This window comes from Desulfocapsa sulfexigens DSM 10523 (assembly GCF_000341395.1).
GTDB classification, from domain to species: Bacteria; Desulfobacterota; Desulfobulbia; order Desulfobulbales; family Desulfocapsaceae; genus Desulfocapsa; species Desulfocapsa sulfexigens.
Map to the genome: position 1 here is coordinate 1,752,242 of NC_020304.1, position 15,148 is coordinate 1,767,389.

The 15,148-nt window shown below is 47.8% G+C and carries 16 protein-coding genes; all 16 read right to left on the reverse strand.

Annotation, left to right across the window (positions count from 1 at the left end):
• Window positions 1-21: 21 nt before the first annotated feature.
• Window positions 22-933, reverse strand: a complete 912-nt coding sequence (locus tag UWK_RS07780) for a hypothetical protein (protein ID WP_015403816.1) — start codon at window positions 931-933, stop codon at window positions 22-24.
• 66 nt (window positions 934-999) lie between these two features.
• Complete coding sequence (locus UWK_RS18965) at window positions 1,000-1,155, reverse strand: hypothetical protein (RefSeq protein WP_167320689.1); 156 nt, start codon at window positions 1,153-1,155, stop codon at window positions 1,000-1,002.
• The gene (locus UWK_RS07785) at window positions 1,133-4,051 is read right to left on the reverse strand and encodes an insulinase family protein (protein WP_015403817.1); all 2,919 of its coding nucleotides are present in this window, start codon (window positions 4,049-4,051) and stop codon (window positions 1,133-1,135) included. The genes UWK_RS18965 and UWK_RS07785 overlap by 23 nt, the downstream gene beginning before the upstream one ends.
• A 12-nt stretch (window positions 4,052-4,063) precedes the next feature.
• A complete protein-coding gene (gene dtd / locus UWK_RS07790) occupies window positions 4,064-4,513 on the reverse strand; it encodes a D-aminoacyl-tRNA deacylase (protein WP_015403818.1) in 450 nt (149 codons plus the stop codon).
• 3 nt (window positions 4,514-4,516) lie between these two features.
• Entirely contained in the window at window positions 4,517-5,128 is a 612-nt protein-coding gene (locus UWK_RS07795; RefSeq protein ID WP_015403819.1) for a hypothetical protein, read from the reverse strand.
• Window positions 5,129-5,347: 219 nt separating this feature from the next.
• Complete coding sequence (locus UWK_RS07800; protein ID WP_015403820.1) at window positions 5,348-6,919, reverse strand: GGDEF domain-containing protein; 1,572 nt, start codon at window positions 6,917-6,919, stop codon at window positions 5,348-5,350.
• Window positions 6,919-7,764 carry an MBL fold metallo-hydrolase gene (locus tag UWK_RS07805; protein WP_015403821.1) on the reverse strand — a complete coding sequence of 282 codons (846 nt, stop codon included), beginning with the start codon at window positions 7,762-7,764 and terminating at the stop codon, window positions 6,919-6,921. Before UWK_RS07805 ends, UWK_RS07800 begins: the two co-directional genes overlap by 1 nt.
• Complete coding sequence (locus UWK_RS07810; protein WP_228130049.1) at window positions 7,764-8,891, reverse strand: sodium ion-translocating decarboxylase subunit beta; 1,128 nt, start codon at window positions 8,889-8,891, stop codon at window positions 7,764-7,766. The genes UWK_RS07805 and UWK_RS07810 overlap by 1 nt, the downstream gene beginning before the upstream one ends.
• 8 nt (window positions 8,892-8,899) lie before the next feature.
• Entirely contained in the window at window positions 8,900-9,346 is a 447-nt protein-coding gene (locus tag UWK_RS19810; protein WP_015403823.1) for a biotin/lipoyl-containing protein, read from the reverse strand.
• Complete coding sequence (locus UWK_RS07820; RefSeq protein WP_015403824.1) at window positions 9,343-9,720, reverse strand: OadG family protein; 378 nt, start codon at window positions 9,718-9,720, stop codon at window positions 9,343-9,345. The genes UWK_RS19810 and UWK_RS07820 overlap by 4 nt, the downstream gene beginning before the upstream one ends.
• Window positions 9,721-9,835: 115 nt before the next feature.
• The gene (locus UWK_RS07825) at window positions 9,836-11,380 is read right to left on the reverse strand and encodes an acyl-CoA carboxylase subunit beta (RefSeq protein ID WP_015403825.1); all 1,545 of its coding nucleotides are present in this window, start codon (window positions 11,378-11,380) and stop codon (window positions 9,836-9,838) included.
• On the reverse strand, window positions 11,377-11,784 hold the full coding sequence (mce, locus tag UWK_RS07830) for a methylmalonyl-CoA epimerase (RefSeq protein ID WP_015403826.1): 408 nt from the start codon (window positions 11,782-11,784) through the stop codon (window positions 11,377-11,379). The genes UWK_RS07825 and mce overlap by 4 nt, the downstream gene beginning before the upstream one ends.
• Before the next feature lie 30 nt (window positions 11,785-11,814).
• Window positions 11,815-13,458: an acyl-CoA mutase large subunit family protein gene (locus tag UWK_RS07835; protein WP_015403827.1), complete on the reverse strand. Its 1,644-nt coding sequence runs from the start codon at window positions 13,456-13,458 to the stop codon at window positions 11,815-11,817.
• A gap of 14 nt (window positions 13,459-13,472) precedes the next feature.
• Window positions 13,473-14,393, reverse strand: a complete 921-nt coding sequence (gene meaB / locus UWK_RS07840) for a methylmalonyl Co-A mutase-associated GTPase MeaB (protein WP_015403828.1) — start codon at window positions 14,391-14,393, stop codon at window positions 13,473-13,475.
• Window positions 14,377-14,805, reverse strand: a complete 429-nt coding sequence (locus tag UWK_RS07845; protein WP_015403829.1) for a cobalamin B12-binding domain-containing protein — start codon at window positions 14,803-14,805, stop codon at window positions 14,377-14,379. The genes meaB and UWK_RS07845 overlap by 17 nt, the downstream gene beginning before the upstream one ends.
• On the reverse strand, window positions 14,802-15,140 hold the full coding sequence (locus tag UWK_RS07850) for a tRNA-binding protein (protein ID WP_041916790.1): 339 nt from the start codon (window positions 15,138-15,140) through the stop codon (window positions 14,802-14,804). Before UWK_RS07850 ends, UWK_RS07845 begins: the two co-directional genes overlap by 4 nt.
• Window positions 15,141-15,148: the final 8 nt, after the last annotated feature.

Here is a 15,148-nt window from a genome sequence, read left to right on the forward strand (position 1 = left end):
GCGTTGTAAACTTAAAAGCCTTTATTTTCCTGAAGGTTGTTCATAGTATTTGACAGCCTTGGCGAGCGACTTTTTCCTGAATGGAGAAAGCAGCTTTCGGACCAGCATGTTCAAAGGTACAATGGTGAGTATCAGAGTCAATAGAAAGATTACATAGATCGTGATAACAACATTACGTCCACGTGAATATTGGGGCCCTGCCTTTTTGATCAGTTTGGACCAGATCAAAAAACTGCGGTGGGCTATATGTTCCGTGGCAATCAGCTTTCCGTTGACATTAACGGCTCCCATGTTATTCAGCAGTGGGAGACTATCCCGTTCTTCATCATGCTGCAATGCTTTGCAGAGACGATCCCCAAAACGAGAGGTGGAAGCAATTTCATTTTCGTGTACTCCTGCCCGGGGGAAGAACCAGAAGGCATCTTTCTTTCCGGTGAGCATCCAGCGTGGAGTGGTGACAAAGGTGTAGAGCGATTTACCCTGATCTGTGAGCACCACGTTGTCCAGGAGGTGTGCACCAAGGTCCTTGAGCATCGTTTTCATTTTTTCCTGGGCCATCAGCCACATATCACGGCAGGCAATCACAGTTACTACTGGCGTATTGTTAAATACTTTTTTGGCCTGATCACTTTGCAGAAAACCGGTGACAGGAATGGAAGGAGAGAGAAACCAGGAGGTGTAGCCGAGCACGATGAGATCGTATTGTTCTTCTATTTGCAAGGTCTTCACCGGGCAGCCATCGAGGTAGACAGCTTCCGGGAACACATTGAAAAACCTGTAAAATGGCCAGGGGTAAGGATAGGGAGTTAGCGGCTCAATTTTTTGATAATCACATTGGATACCGTCACACTGTTTAAGAGGTGCGACAATCTGATCCATAACGGATTGCAGTTGTCCGCTTTGGGAGTAATAGAGAACCAGTACTTTTTTCATTGGCTGATTTTTCCTGTTAGCGGGTATGGATGTTTATCCAATCCAGAGGTTGCTTGCTCAAAGTGTTCAGTGGTCATTTTTTCCTTCTGCAGCCTGGACGGCCACAGCAGAGCCCCCAGGGATGGGTTTATGGCGTCCCATATAATCGACACGGAACAACTCCGGGTTGCAAAGCTGAGTTTCGATGGTAATCAGGTTCTTATAACTCGCCCAACTGATCAAAAAGATCACTGTCAGCTTCAATTTTTGCACGGTTTCCAATGATCATCCGGTTACTGTTTGCCTGCATGGTGGCAAATGCATCGGCATAAGAACGCATGTCCTCTACGGAGGTTGAAATGATCTCTTCAATTCGCTGCTGTTTGAACTCTGCGGTAATACCGTTCAGGTAATCATTGCGGGCAGAGATACCTTTTGCAGCAGAAGCCCGATGGGGAGTAAAGTTGCCGTAGGTTCCTATAATTAACTGATGCAGGACTTCTTTGGGCAGTTCAAGATTTTTGACCACTTCAGCCATGGCCTGATAACAGGTATAGGTTTTTCGTACCTGCGGGTCACGGTAACTTATAACTGCAAAGTTACCACTGATAGGACTGAACTGGATAAAACAGCCATAGGCCCCACCCATCTGCCGTACTGTATTCCAGAGATAATCACGGGAGAGGTAGGTTTTCAGAACCTCAAAATACCCCTTGTACCCTTCGCCTTCGGGCAGGAGTTTACCACCCTGTACTGCGTAGACAACTTCTGCGGAGGTGATTAGCGCCTCATGTCTGGGAAGCTTTGGTATAATAAATTCCTGTCTGGGCGGTGTCATATCAGGGAGCGCTGATATCAGACCTCTGCAGTGCTTTTGAAAGCTGGTGACTTCGCTTTCATTGGCGGTAATAGAAATGGTCAGATTGTTTCGGTTGAAAAGCGTATCTGCCATCTCCCGAAGACCTGCTAGAAAGGCTTCTTCAAGTTTTGGGTAGTTATTGGCAAGTTCTTTGGTGCTGCGATAATTAGTGACCCCCGAGACCATTTCATTACAGGCTCCGGCTTTACTTAACTGGGCAAAGGCCAGCGATGCTGGGAGATTATACCCTTCGCTCTGGGCTTCGTGTTCTGTCCAGGCAAAATCACGAATAACAATTTCCTGAATATGAACGCGATCCTGCAGGGAGAGATCGGAGAAGACCTCACTCAAGAGTTGCAGGGCTCGTTCCTGGTACTCGGGCAGGCATTTCATCTGGAACCAGAGGATGGGACGAAAGTCACCATGGCCACCTTTTTTGACATGGCAGTGGAAGTTATGCGAGAATCCTCCAGTACAGATCCCGACTTCCCTGGCAAAATGCATATAGTCCATTTTGGAGGTACCGATTTCGGTAACAATACTTCCGAAAAGATCCAGCCAGGGGAGATATTTTTGCGGGAGGCAGGAGACGTCAAAACCGATATCAATATAAGAAATATGATCGGTATTCAGTTCGCTGACCAGAAATTCGTGTCCGTCAATATCTGTGGCACGTACCTGATGAAAATCGGGGTTCCGGTCAAGGTCCTCCAGTCCCAGTTGAGGAAGAAGGGCAAGAGTCTCCACACTGTTTGCCCGTTGCTGATCCTCCATCAGCTCCAGAGTTCTGGCAATAAGTTTTTCCTGGCTATGGGAGTCAAGACTTTTACCGTATGCTTCAAGACGTGCCGCCTCACTTGCCTGATCCCTGGTCTGTTTTTCTGGATCCGGCTTGAGGGTGATGACAACTGTAGCCGGGTTGTCGAGAAGGTATTTCTTGATCAGTTCCTCGAAGTAGTTCTCGTTTAATGCCCTGTTACGGATGGTTGCAAACAACTCGTTAATCTGCAGGGAATCGTAGGGGTCTGTGCCGTACTTGAATGCAGGCATTGCTTTGCCGATAAGATCCAGACCGCGTTGTGCCTTGCAGCCCTCTTCTCTCACCCCAAATTCATACTTGTTGAGTTCTGAAAGGATGAGGTCTGTAGCCAGGCCCTCCGCTGCCATCTGTGATAGAGTTTTTTTGTAGAGATTGAGGAACTCATCTCGTTTTTCAGAATCACTTCCCACAAGATAGGTTACCATCATGGTTTTGAAACTTGAGGTGGAGATATAAAAACCACCAAAGTCCTTACACAATCCACTGGTAATAATAGTATTCTTTAGAGGTGAGGCATCTGAGTTGTAGAGGATGTTGGAGATGATCTGGAAGGCTGCATTCTCTTCACGATTCAGCACCGTTGAGACTCTGCTTGCAACAGCAAGAAAGGTTTTTTGATCTGTATTCTTTGAGTCGATGCTGTAACGGTCTTCAATGTAGGTTATTTTTTGTATCTCGTCTCCGGAAAGTACTTTTGCACGTTTCCCTTTTTCGGGGAATTCGGAAAGAAAATTATCCTGAAGATAGGACAGTTCATCACCAAGATCTGCATCGCCATAAATAAAAAATGTGGCGTTTGATGGATGGTAATGGGTTTTGTGAAAGGCACAAAATTCTTCATAGGAGAGTTCTGGAATGTTTTGCGGATCCCCACCCGATTCATGGGCGTAGGTGGAATTTGGCATCAGGCCGCCAAATATATGATGAAAGATCAACCGTATGGGGTCGGAAAAGGCTCCTTTCATCTCGTTGTAGACAACACCCTGATACTGCAGGGGGGAATCTTTCCCCTCCTGGTGGTAATGCCAGCCTTCCTGTTCAAATGTGGATCTGGCCAGCAGTGGATTTAACACCACATCCATATACACATCCATAATGTTGAAATATTCCTTCAGGTTCCTGGTGGCAAAGGGATAGTAGGTGATATCCGATCCGGTCATGGCATTTAAAAATGTCATGAGTCCGCCCTTGTTGATTTCGCCAAAGACATCCTTAACCGGGTATTTTTTTGATCCCATAAGTACCGAATGCTCAAGAATATGAGCAACGCCCTTGGAGTCGGTGGGAATGGTGTTGAATGAAACTGAAAAGGTTTTGTTATTGTCGCCATTCTTGATGGCCAGTAATGGACAGCCGAGAACATCGTGCTCAAAAAGATATACTTCTGCTTTTATTTCGTCGAGCTGTTGCACTTGTTTCAGGGTAAATCCGGAATAGGTAGAGCCTGGAGAATAGGTCATTAGAGTCTCATATTAAAAAAGTTTATTGGAATCAAGGAGAAGGGTTACCGGGCCGTCGTTAACAAGTTCTACAGCCATATGGGCTTGAAATTTACCACTTGCAGTGACTATGTTCCTTTGTCTTACTGTCTCTATAAATTTGAGGTACTGGGTCTTTGCTTTTTCGGGTAGGGCAGCACTGGAGTAGCCGGGGCGTCGTCCCTTACGGCAATCACCATAGAGGGTGAACTGGGAAACGACAAGCATGGCACCACAGCTATCAATAAGAGATCGGTTCATTTTACCATCGTTGTCTTCAAAGATGCGAAGGTTGATGATTTTGTCAACCATCCATGTGATCTCTGCTTCCCCGTCATCTTTGTGGATGCCAAGGAGTACAAGAAGTCCTGCTCCAATCTCTCCTGTTTTTTCAGAATCAACAGTAACAGATGCACTGTTGACTCGCTGAATAACTGCTCGCATACTTTACACTCGAAGGTGCTTTGGTTTCAGTTCCATCCCTTTAAAAAGGATGTCCGAACATAACCAAGCCGGTTGTGGACTCGTCGGAAAAACCAACATCAAGGCGGACAACTGCACCGGAGAACATTGAAGAAGAGTTGTGACACCACTCTTCATTGGATTCCAGGTGTTGCCTCCTACGGGGGCAGATTTAAGCAAACTGTCTTTCAGGGTGTAGTACTGCATGGCGTCACTTCGTGATGATCCCCAGGGCATGACAAACTCCATTTTGAAGTCTGTCCAGTTGTCATCTCCACTGTCTTCTACGTAGTCATCCATGTCAGAATCATTGCTACCCGCTCGGATAGTATCCTGCCTGAATCTGCCTGTGTAAGCCCGGTTTTTTGGATCCTGTCCATAGCCCTTTGCACCGCCGCCGACACCCAGGGTAAATCCCATACTCTCTGATGAAAAGGCATAGGGCATAAGGCTGTTTTTTGTTCCTACCCTGGGGTTTTCTTCGCGGGTAAGGGTGTTTTTTACTGAGGTTCTGGGTTTCGCCTGAAGGGCTGGGACAAGAAAAATGGTTACCAGACCAAGGATGCAGAATGCTTTTAAAACTGTTGGGTAACTCATTAAGAACCTCTCTGGGTTTTTGTGTGAAAGTATAGGTTTCAAGTAAACAGAACTTAACCGAAAAAAAAATTTTTTCCAAATGTTCTGGCCGGTCCTGTAAGAGAAACTGAAAATAATTCTTAAGAAGGGAATGTGTTGGAAAGATTACCTTATCTACAGGGCTTATGAAGGGAGGGTGTGTTGAATGTTGCACTCTTTTACCAGAACTGACCATGGACTTTAGGCAGAAAAACAAAACTGATTTCGTCCTGCCTCTTTGGCCCTGTACATTGCAGCGTCAGCATTGTTTATCAGGATGGTCTGCTCAATACCATCGTCTGGAAAAAGGGCTATACCTATGCTGGCTCCTATTGATGCTTCCTGGCCATTCAGGATAAAGGGTTGAGAGAGCTTGTCTATAATAAGCTGTGCCATTCTGATAATATCTTTACGGTCTGTCATGGTGTTGAGGATAACGGTAAACTCATCACCACCCATGCGAGCCACGGTGTCGGATTCTCGCACTAGCTCATGAATCCTCTCTGCAACTTCCTTCAACAGCTGGTCACCAGCAGTGTGCCCAAGGCTATCGTTGACGATTTTGAATTTATCCAAATCGATAAAAAACAGAGTAAAACGGGTGTCGAGGCGTTTGCTGTCCAGAATGATACGCGATAAACGATCATGAAAAAGCTGGCGATTGGGAAGGCCGGTCAGAGTGTCGAAAGTTGCCTGGTGCCTGAGAATCTCCACGGCCTCCCTTTCTTTTATTTTGGCCTGAGAGAGGCGCCAGCTAAACAGTATTAGTAGGGGGAGAACGAGAGTCGCAATCTGGACCAGAGAAAGCAGTATGGATTTATTGCCGGCATTGATATCATCCTTTGTTACATGGGAGATAACTTTCCACTGGTAGTCTTTTTGCATTGTTGCCTGCGTTTTTTCGGTATGTCCTGAGTTATAGTGTTGCGATGACTGCAAAGGATGAATGGTGGCAAAGGTAAACAGACCATTGTCGCTGGTGAACTGGCCTCGTTCTGTCGCCATAATTCGTTTCCATTCCAGTGGATGAACATTGCTGAAGTTATGCTTATGATCCAGCATAAACCCCCACTCCCTTTCAGGATCAGGATGTTTGAGCCAATATCCTTCTGCGTTTACGAGGGAGGCATGGTCTCTAATATTTGCAACTGCACTGGAAAAGTTTCCGAGGAGACGCTCTGCCATGTAATTGAGTATCAGTATCCCTATTTTTTCCCCCTGATTATTGAACACAGGAGTGCCGAAGCGAATCATCGGTTTGTAGGGTTCTTCGATCCGGTCGTGCTCAATATTGAGATCAAGGGGTGAAATGTAGACCATTCCCTGATCAATGGTGATTGTTTCCTGGAAGTAGTAGCGATTCCCCTTGTTCTGCAGTGACGAAGCCGGGGCTATGGTTGCCTTGTCCTGTTTGAAGTTCACCCGAACAATCTCTACTCCTTCGGTGTTTAAAAAACGGGCCTGGTCATAGATTCCTTTGATTTGTGAGAAGAGCTGTACGTCATTCTGAAGATTTGTGAAGGACTCAAGGGGAAGAAGCTTTTGGTCATGATGAAAGGCCTTGTTCTTTGCCAGGATAAGAAGATCGGACATGACCGTTTGAAATTCCAGGTAGATCGCGCTCTCGCCCATGCGAACATTGAGACGTTCCTTTTCAAGGCGATTCGTGTTCACCTTGTCAGTTTCAGAGAAATAGAAGTAAGTGAAAAAAATAGAGAAGGCTATGGCCCAGGGGAGGAATATGGGAAGAAAGTATTTTAAAAAAAATTTCATTATGGCCAGAGTTGGTTCAGGTTCTTTTGGAGATCGAGTTTACAGGCCTTAACCTGCGGGTCATGATAAAAGGTGAACCAGCTGTTCAGTTGCTGATAGTGTCTGAAATATTCTTCCTTGCGATCGATAACCTCCAGCGGAAAGTTGTCATATGCCATAATCCACAGTGGATTGCTGTGCGCGTGGGTGGGGAAAAGATCGCCTAAATGGACTGCGGTTTCGCCTCTTGAGGTGATTTCGATCAACTGATGTCCGCGGGTGTGACCCCCGGTGTGCCGTAGCATTATGCCGGGGATGACTTCAACATCTCCTGAAACAATCTCAAGTTGACCTTCTCTTTTCAGGAGATTGAAGTTTTTAGGCCAATAGGTGGACTGAGCACGACGGCATGGTTGTTCCACATCCTCCCACTCCGTTTTCTGTATGTAATGGACGGCGTTTGGGAACGTGAGTTCTTCTCTGCCTTCTGGGGTATGCATGACTATGCCACCGGCATGATCAAAATCACAGTGGGTAAGAAGGACATAGTCAATATCCTGTTGTGACAGGCCAATCTCTGCAAGATCTTCCACTAGAGACCAGGGAGCAGTCACCTGAAAGATGGAAAGCTGTTTTTCTGTCAGTTTATTTCCAAGGCCTGTGTCGATTATAAGATTGTGTTCTGCTGTTTTGACCAGCAGAACATCATTGGTGAATGGTAGTGTGTTGGCTGTATCAGCCTTGCACTTTTTTTCCCAGAGAACCTTTGGCACAGCGCCAAACATGGTTCCGCCATCGAGGCGAAAATTTCCGCCATTTAACCAGTAAATCTGAAAGTCACCGACAGCTAAATGTTCTGATACCATTAGAATGTCCCCAGGGCCGACCAGAGAACACCAGCTGCAATAGCCGATCCAATAACTCCAGCCACATTAGGTGCCATGGCATGCATAAGGAGAAAATTACTCGGATCTTCTTTGAGACCTACTGCATGAACCACCCGTGCAGAATCTGGAACTGCAGAAACACCTGCAGCGCCAAGGAGCGGGTTGATTTTCTCTTTCAGGAAAAGATTCATAAATTTGGCAAAGAGTATCCCGCCCATGGTGGCAATAACGAAGGAGCCGGCACCAAGGACAAAGATCAGAATAGACTGGCTGGTAAGAAATGTCTGGGCCTGGGTAGAGGCACCCACTGAAAAGCCAAGGAGGATGGTTACGATATCGATTAAGGAATTTCTGGCCGTATTGGCCAGTCGTTCGGTAACCATTGATTCCTTGAGCAGGTTGCCGAAAAAGAGCATACCAAGAAGCGTCATAGAGCCTGGAGCGATAAGGGCGCAGATAAGAAAGGCGACAATAGGAAAGATGATCTTTTCTTTTTTGGATACCTGGCGTGGTGGTTTCATGTGAATGACACGCTCTTTCTTAGATGTAAGAAGGTACATGATCGGCGGCTGGATGACAGGAACGAGTGCCATGTATGAATAGGCGGCTATGGCAATGGGACCAAGGAGTTCCGGGGCAAGCATGGAGGAAAGAAATATGGCAGTGGGGCCGTCTGCCCCACCGATGATACCTATTGCTCCAGCCTGCTCCGGGGAAAACCCGAGGTAGAGAGAACCAATAAAGGTGAGAAATACACCAATCTGGGCAGCAGCCCCCAGGAGTATCAGTTTGGGATTTGAAAGCATGGTGGAAAAGTCGGTCATTGCTCCGATTCCGAGAAAGATGAGAGGTGGATATATCCCTTTCATTACTCCAAGGTAGAGGTAGTAAAAAACTGAACCTTCAGCATAGACGGAGAGCGGCATTCCTTGAATGGGTGGGATGTTTCCCACAATAACCCCAAATCCGATGGGAACCAGCAGGAGAGGTTCATAATCCTTGGTAACAGCGAGGTAGATAAAGACAATCCCAACGGCAATCATTATGAGATTGATCCATTCCAGATGCGCAATTCCCGAGTTGTTGTAGAAGCTTAAAAGATCCACTGTGTCCCCTATGTCAGGATGATCAGAGGCTGGCCCTGATTGACCACATCGCCTTCAGCAATGAGGATTTCACTTACTGTCCCATCTATGGTGGCCGTAATACTGTTTTCAAGTTTCATGGCTTCCAGGACCAGTAATTTCTGTCCGGTACGCACCTGCTCGCCAAGGCTTACAGTAATACTGATAATCTGCCCTGGAATAGGGGTGAGGATGGCTCCGCTACCTGCAGTCGCAGATGCAGGTGGTGAAGCCATAGGAGCAGCTGGGGAGGCGGAGGGCATGGCAGAGATGGGAGCTCTCGCTTTGGAGTCAGCGACTGCAGTGAAATTTTCGATGGTATCAATATTAACAATATGCTGTTTGCCATTCACTTCAGCCAGCACGGCATCGTCAGTAACATCTTTAATAACAACATTATAGCTATTGTTGTTTATTTTTAGCTTGTATTCTTTCATTTGCGATTCCAGGTGGTTGTCAATTTTCGGTTGTTCAGACTCTGCATGCGCCCTGAAACAAGCCAGGGTGATTCCATGTCACCATGGCTTTTCCAGGTGATACGTTCATCTCCATCGGGAAAGTTGTTGTGGAGATGGAGGGCAGTGGCAATGGCCAGAAGAATTTCCTCTTCCTCTCTGTTGTCAGCAGAAGTTGTTTTGGTAGAGAGCTGTGGTTTGGGGCTTCCGAGCCTGAGAAGCTTGGGAAGCAGGGTGATGTAGATGGCTATGATCACCAATCCAGCAAAAACCAGTGTCATTCCCATGAGTGAGAATTGCAGGGCGTCAAGTCCCGGCTGGTTGAGATTGTGAAGACCTATGTTTGCAAATGTCATGGCGTCGCTATGCGGTCACGGTTTTGGGTTAGTTAGGGGAAATTAGAGAACTGATCTCCGGCTTCTGGTCGTAGGATCAAGCCGAAAACCATTCCTTGTTTTGTTAACCGGTTCTTTACAGAGGAATATTCCCGTGTTTTTTCATGGGATTGCTGTCTCTTTTATTCTGCAGCATTCCAAGGGCTTTAATGATACGAAAGCGGGTTCGTGCCGGCTCAATGATGTCATCGACATAGCCGCGTCTTGCTGCTACGTAAGGATTGGCGACAGCGTCCTGGTATTCTTCCTCTTTGGCTGCAAGATAAGCTGCGGGGTCATCTGTTTTCTGGGCTTCCCTTCCGTATAATACCCCAACGGCTCCCTTTGCTCCCATGACGGCAATCTCAGCACAGGGCCAGGCATAGTTGATGTCACCGCGGAGATGCTTGGATGACATGACGCAGTAAGCGCCACCATATGCTTTACGGGTGATGACAGTGATCTTGGGAATAGTCGCTTCTGCATATGCGTAGAGGATTTTTGCACCGTTGCGGATGGCACCGCCATATTCCTGGGCGGTTCCGGGGAGAAATCCGGGGACATCAACAAAGGTGACCACTGGAATGTTGAAGCAGTCACAAAAACGGACAAAGCGGGCACCTTTAACAGAAGAGTCAATATCCAGAACTCCCGAGAGATGTAATGGTTGATTGGCTACAATTCCCACAACTTTACCACTATATCGGGCAAATCCGATGATAAGGTTGGGGGCGAAATTTTCTTTGATCTCAAAGAAGTCGCGGTTGTCGATACTTGCAAGAATCACTTCCTTCATATCATAGGGTGTGCTCGCACTTTCCGGAATGATAGAGTTGAGTTCTTCCGAACGACGTTCTGAGGGGTCCTGTGTGGGCAGTGTGGGTGGCGTTTCCACATTGTTTTGTGGCAAATAGCTGAGCAGTCTTTTGACATACCCAATACAGTCTGCACCAGACTGGGCAGCATAATCTGAAACCCCGGAACGCGTGGAATGCATGTCGGCACCCCCGAGTTCTTCAACGGTTACATCTTCGTGGGTGACGGACTTGACCACCTTGGGGCCGGTGAGAAACATGTAGGAGTTGTTTTTGACCATGGCTACAAAGTCGGTGAGTGCCGGTGAATAGACCGCGCCTCCGGCGCAGGGGCCAAAAATTGCGGAGATCTGTGGCACAACACCGGAAGCCATAACATTCCGAAGAAAAATATCAGAATATCCGGCTAGGCTTTCAATACCTTCCTGAATACGAGCCCCTCCTGAATCATTGAGGCCAATAACGGGGGCTCCATTTTTTATGGCAAGATCCATGATCTTACAAATTTTTTCAGCAAATGTCTCAGAGAGAGAGCCACCAAGAACCGTTGGGTCCTGGGCATAGACGTAGACCAGTCTGCCGTCTACCGTTCCATAGCCAGTGACCACGCCGTCTCCAGGGAATATCTTTTTTTCCATGCCGAAATCATGGCAGCGATGGGTTTTGAACATGTCAAACTCTTCAAAAGAGCCGGGATCAAGAAGGAGATCGATTCGTTCTCTGGCGGTCATTCTGCCCTGGGCATGGAGCTTGTCGATTCGCTTCTGGCCGCCTCCGAGTCGTGCTTCGGCTCGGAGTTTCAGCAGGTTGTCGATATGGTCTGTCATTTTTGTGCTCCACTGCAGAATTCAGTGAGTAGTCCATGGCTGGACTTGGGATGAAGAAAGGCTACCTGCTTGTTACCGGCTCCAGTGAAAGGTGTCTCATGGATCAGTTTGCAGCCATTTTCTCTAGCCTGCTCCAATTGTTCCTCTACATTTGTACTGCGATAGGCCACATGGTGCAAGCCTTCCCCGCGACTGCTCAGGAATTTGGCTATGGGGCTATCGTCTGTTGTGGGTTCCAGCAACTCAATGTGGGTTTCACCGAGTACAAAAAAAGCTGTACGCACCTTCTGAGAGACAACTTCCTCTTCTTTTTCACAGGTAAGTCCGAGTATTTCTTCATAGAACTTTCGTGCTTCGGCGATGGAGTGAACGGCAATTCCTAAGTGATCTATTTTTTCTAGCATATTCGTATTTTTTTTATTTTTGTATTTCAATCAGTCCCGATATTCTCCGAAAATTCCCCGAAGGACAGAGCATATTTCACCGAGGCTTGCGTAAACCCGAACCGCATCAATTATCGGTTCCATAAGGTTACTTCCTGATTCAGCAGCAACTTGAAGAGCAGCCAATCTGCTCTGGACCTCTGCCTCATCCCGTTGCTGGCGAACATTTTTCAGCGAACTCACCTGTGCTTCTTCAACTGCAGGATTGACCCGGAGCAAATCCGGCTTTACTTCTTCTTCTATCTGGAAACCATTAACGCCGACTATAACCCGTTCACCGGATTCGATTTCTTTTTGATACTCATAGGCTGCCTGCTCGATCTGCCGCTTGATAAAACCATCTTCAATACAGGCCACCACACCTCCGGAATGTTCAATCTTTGCGATCAGTTCTTCTGCAGCAAGTTCGATGGAATCCGTAAGCTGCTCGATATAATACGATCCGGCAAAAGGATCAACAGTATCCGCAACTCCTGATTCGTGGGCAATGATCTGCTGAGTGCGAAGTGCGGTGCGAACCGAGTCTTCGGTGGGTAGAGAGAGTGCTTCATCACGTGAATTGGTGTGGAGGCTTTGAGTGCCGCCAAGAACTGCTGCAAGAGCCTGGATGGTGACACGCACTATATTGTTATCGATCTGTTTTGCGGCAAGGCTGCTGCCTGCTGTCTGGGCATGGAATCGCATCATCATGGAGGCCGTTTTTTTTGCTTCAAAGCGGTTTTTCATGATCCTGGCCCAGAGTCTGCGTGCAGCCCTGAATTTTGCAACCTCTTCCAGAAGGTTTGAGGATGCATTGAAAAAGAAGGCCAGGCGCTTGGCAAAATGATCTATCTCAAGCCCTGCCTCGATAGCCGTCTGCACATAGGTGATACCGTTTGCAAGTGTAAAAGCAACCTCCTGGGCAGCTGTGGAACCAGCTTCCCTGATATGATAGCCGGAGATGGAGATGGTATTGAAAAGTGGCATATTTGCGCTGCACCACTGAAAAATATCGGTGATCAGGCCAAGGGATGGTTTGGGTGGAAAAATATAGGTTCCGCGGGCAACGTATTCTTTTAAGACATCATTCTGGATGGTTCCACGAAGTTTGTCTGCAGGGATGCCCTGTTTTTCCGCCACCACAATGTACATGGCCAACAGGACAATGGCCGGAGAGTTAATGGTCATGGAGGTGGAGATCTTGTCGAGTGGAATGTCAGCAAAGAGTGCTTCCATGTCGGCTAAGGTGTCAATGGCCACACCAACCTTGCCCACTTCACCAAGAGACATGGGGTCGTCGGAGTCGTAGCCGATCTGAGTGGGGAGGTCAAAGGCCACCGAGAGGCCGGTGGTCCCCTGAGCGAGCAGATAGCGGTAACGTTTGTTGGATTCCGATGCCGTGGAGAACCCGGCATACTGCCGCATGGTCCAGAACCTGGCCCGGTACATGGTGGGCTGAACGCCTCTGGTGTAGGGGTACTGTCCTGGAAACCCAATATGTTCCAGATAGTCGTCGTCTATGTTTTCTGGCAGGGCGAGACGCGGAACTTCAGCGTCCCCATGGAGAGTAAACTCTTCCTTTCGTTCCGGAAAACGGTTCAGGCTTGTTGAGAGTTCGTTTTCCTGCCACTCATTGTACTTTGTATTTGTGCTCACGATGTTTTGGATTTTTAGAGGTTTAGTGTGTCGATCAGTTCCTGTGCTCGGACACGGGGATCACTTCTTTCAGAACATTCTGATATGGCCTGTTTTAATCCTGGCCGGAGTATTTCAAATACCCAGTCAAGCGTTTCGGCTTCCAGTGCCCTGCCACGCCGTTTTTCTTTTATGCCATTTGTTTTTATGTAGCTGGAGAATCTATTGACTGTATTGAGAAGTTCAGCAATGCCCGCATTGTCTGTGGCTATTGTTTTAAGGACACGTTTGATTGCACTTTCCTCCTCTTTAGCGGAGAAAATCTGTTCCATATCCATACATAGCGCTTCAGCACCTGCTATATCTGATTTGTTCACCACTAAAAAATCTGCCACTTCAAGCAATCCCGCTTTCATGGCCTGGATATCATCGCCAAAACCTGGGGCAAGTACCATAAGGGTGATGTCAGCAAGACGAACAATATCCATCTCAGACTGACCAACACCCACTGTCTCAATAAGAATCACCTCACAGCCGGAGGCCGCCATTATACGTACTGCTGCCCCGGCTGAGGCGCACAATCCGCCAAGTCGCCCCCTGGTTGCCATGGAACGTACAACAACATCGGGGTCAAGGGCATGATCCATCATGCGAATGCGATCACCCAGAATGGCACCTCCGCTGATGGGGGAGGAAGGATCCACCGCAATAATACCCACCCGTTTTCTCTGTTCACGCAGGGTGCGGATCAGACTGGAGGTGAGTGTGGATTTCCCGGCTCCGGGAGGGCCTGTGATCCCAAGTACCAGGACATTATCAATCAGGTCCTGGTCGAGCGCCGAAAGTATCTCAGCTGCTTCCATGCCGTTGTTTTCGACGGCAGAGATGGCCCTGCCAATGGCACGTGGGTCGTGATCCTTCAGTCCTGCAAGCAGGGCTTTACTTTTCGGTGTCATGGTCACGGTGCTGCTGACTGGCTGTTGTGAAGGACTGGATGATGGTGTCGGCCGCAGTTCCGGGGGTAAAGATTGCATTGAGCCCCTTTTTCAGGAGGATTTCGATATCCTCGTCCGGAATGACACCACCTCCTAAAACCGGGATATCAGCTCCACCCCGGTCCTTCAATTCCTGGACCACCTGCGGAAAAAGTCGAAGGTGGGCGCCGGACAGTGAAGAGAGACCGACCACATCTACGTCTTCCTGGATGGCAGTGGCGGCAATTTCTGCTGCTGTTCTGCGGATGCCTGTGTAAATCACTTCGAAGCCTTCATCCCGCAGAGCCCTGGCAATAAATTTGGCGCCTCTGTCATGGCCGTCAAGGCCGGGTTTTCCGATAAGGACGCGAAAGGGTGTTTGTTCAGTTGTCATGATATTTTTAAACCGTTTGCAATTGTTTTGTCCGGAGCGGCCAGAACCACGGAACCATTTTCCTGAGAGAATCCGGTAACCAGACATTCTGACATAAAGGGGCCGATCTGTTTGGGAGGAAAGTTGAGAACAGCGATGATCTGTTTTCCAATGAGCTCCTCCCTGCTGTAGAGATCTGTGATCTGGGCACTTGATTTTCGAGTGCCAATTTCGCTGCCAAAATCAATAAGAAGTTTCCAGGCGGGCTGCCGGGCTTCGGGAAAGTCATTGACTTCAACAATGGTACCCGTGCGCAGCTCAATTCGCTCAAAATCCTGCCAGTTGATTGTTTCCATGGTTCGTT

Excerpts from the sequence above, each read along its gene's own strand:
- UWK_RS07785 (WP_015403817.1), bottom strand. The coding sequence starts at position 4,051 with ATGACCTATTCTCCAGGCTCTACCTATTCCGGATTTACCCTGAAACAA.
- mce (WP_015403826.1), bottom strand. The coding sequence starts at position 11,784 with ATGCTAGAAAAAATAGATCACTTAGGAATTGCCGTTCACTCCATCGCC.
- UWK_RS19810 (WP_015403823.1), bottom strand. The coding sequence starts at position 9,346 with ATGAAAGAATACAAGCTAAAAATAAACAACAATAGCTATAATGTTGTT.
- UWK_RS07850 (WP_041916790.1), bottom strand. The coding sequence starts at position 15,140 with ATGGAAACAATCAACTGGCAGGATTTTGAGCGAATTGAGCTGCGCACG.
- UWK_RS07845 (WP_015403829.1), bottom strand. The coding sequence starts at position 14,805 with ATGACAACTGAACAAACACCCTTTCGCGTCCTTATCGGAAAACCCGGC.
- UWK_RS07800 (WP_015403820.1), bottom strand. The coding sequence starts at position 6,919 with ATGAAATTTTTTTTAAAATACTTTCTTCCCATATTCCTCCCCTGGGCC.
- UWK_RS07780 (WP_015403816.1), bottom strand. The coding sequence starts at position 933 with ATGAAAAAAGTACTGGTTCTCTATTACTCCCAAAGCGGACAACTGCAA.
- UWK_RS07795 (WP_015403819.1), bottom strand. The coding sequence starts at position 5,128 with ATGAGTTACCCAACAGTTTTAAAAGCATTCTGCATCCTTGGTCTGGTA.
- UWK_RS07825 (WP_015403825.1), bottom strand. The coding sequence starts at position 11,380 with ATGACAGACCATATCGACAACCTGCTGAAACTCCGAGCCGAAGCACGA.
- dtd (WP_015403818.1), bottom strand. The coding sequence starts at position 4,513 with ATGCGAGCAGTTATTCAGCGAGTCAACAGTGCATCTGTTACTGTTGAT.
- UWK_RS07820 (WP_015403824.1), bottom strand. The coding sequence starts at position 9,720 with ATGACATTTGCAAACATAGGTCTTCACAATCTCAACCAGCCGGGACTT.
- UWK_RS07805 (WP_015403821.1), bottom strand. The coding sequence starts at position 7,764 with ATGGTATCAGAACATTTAGCTGTCGGTGACTTTCAGATTTACTGGTTA.
- meaB (WP_015403828.1), bottom strand. The coding sequence starts at position 14,393 with ATGACACCGAAAAGTAAAGCCCTGCTTGCAGGACTGAAGGATCACGAC.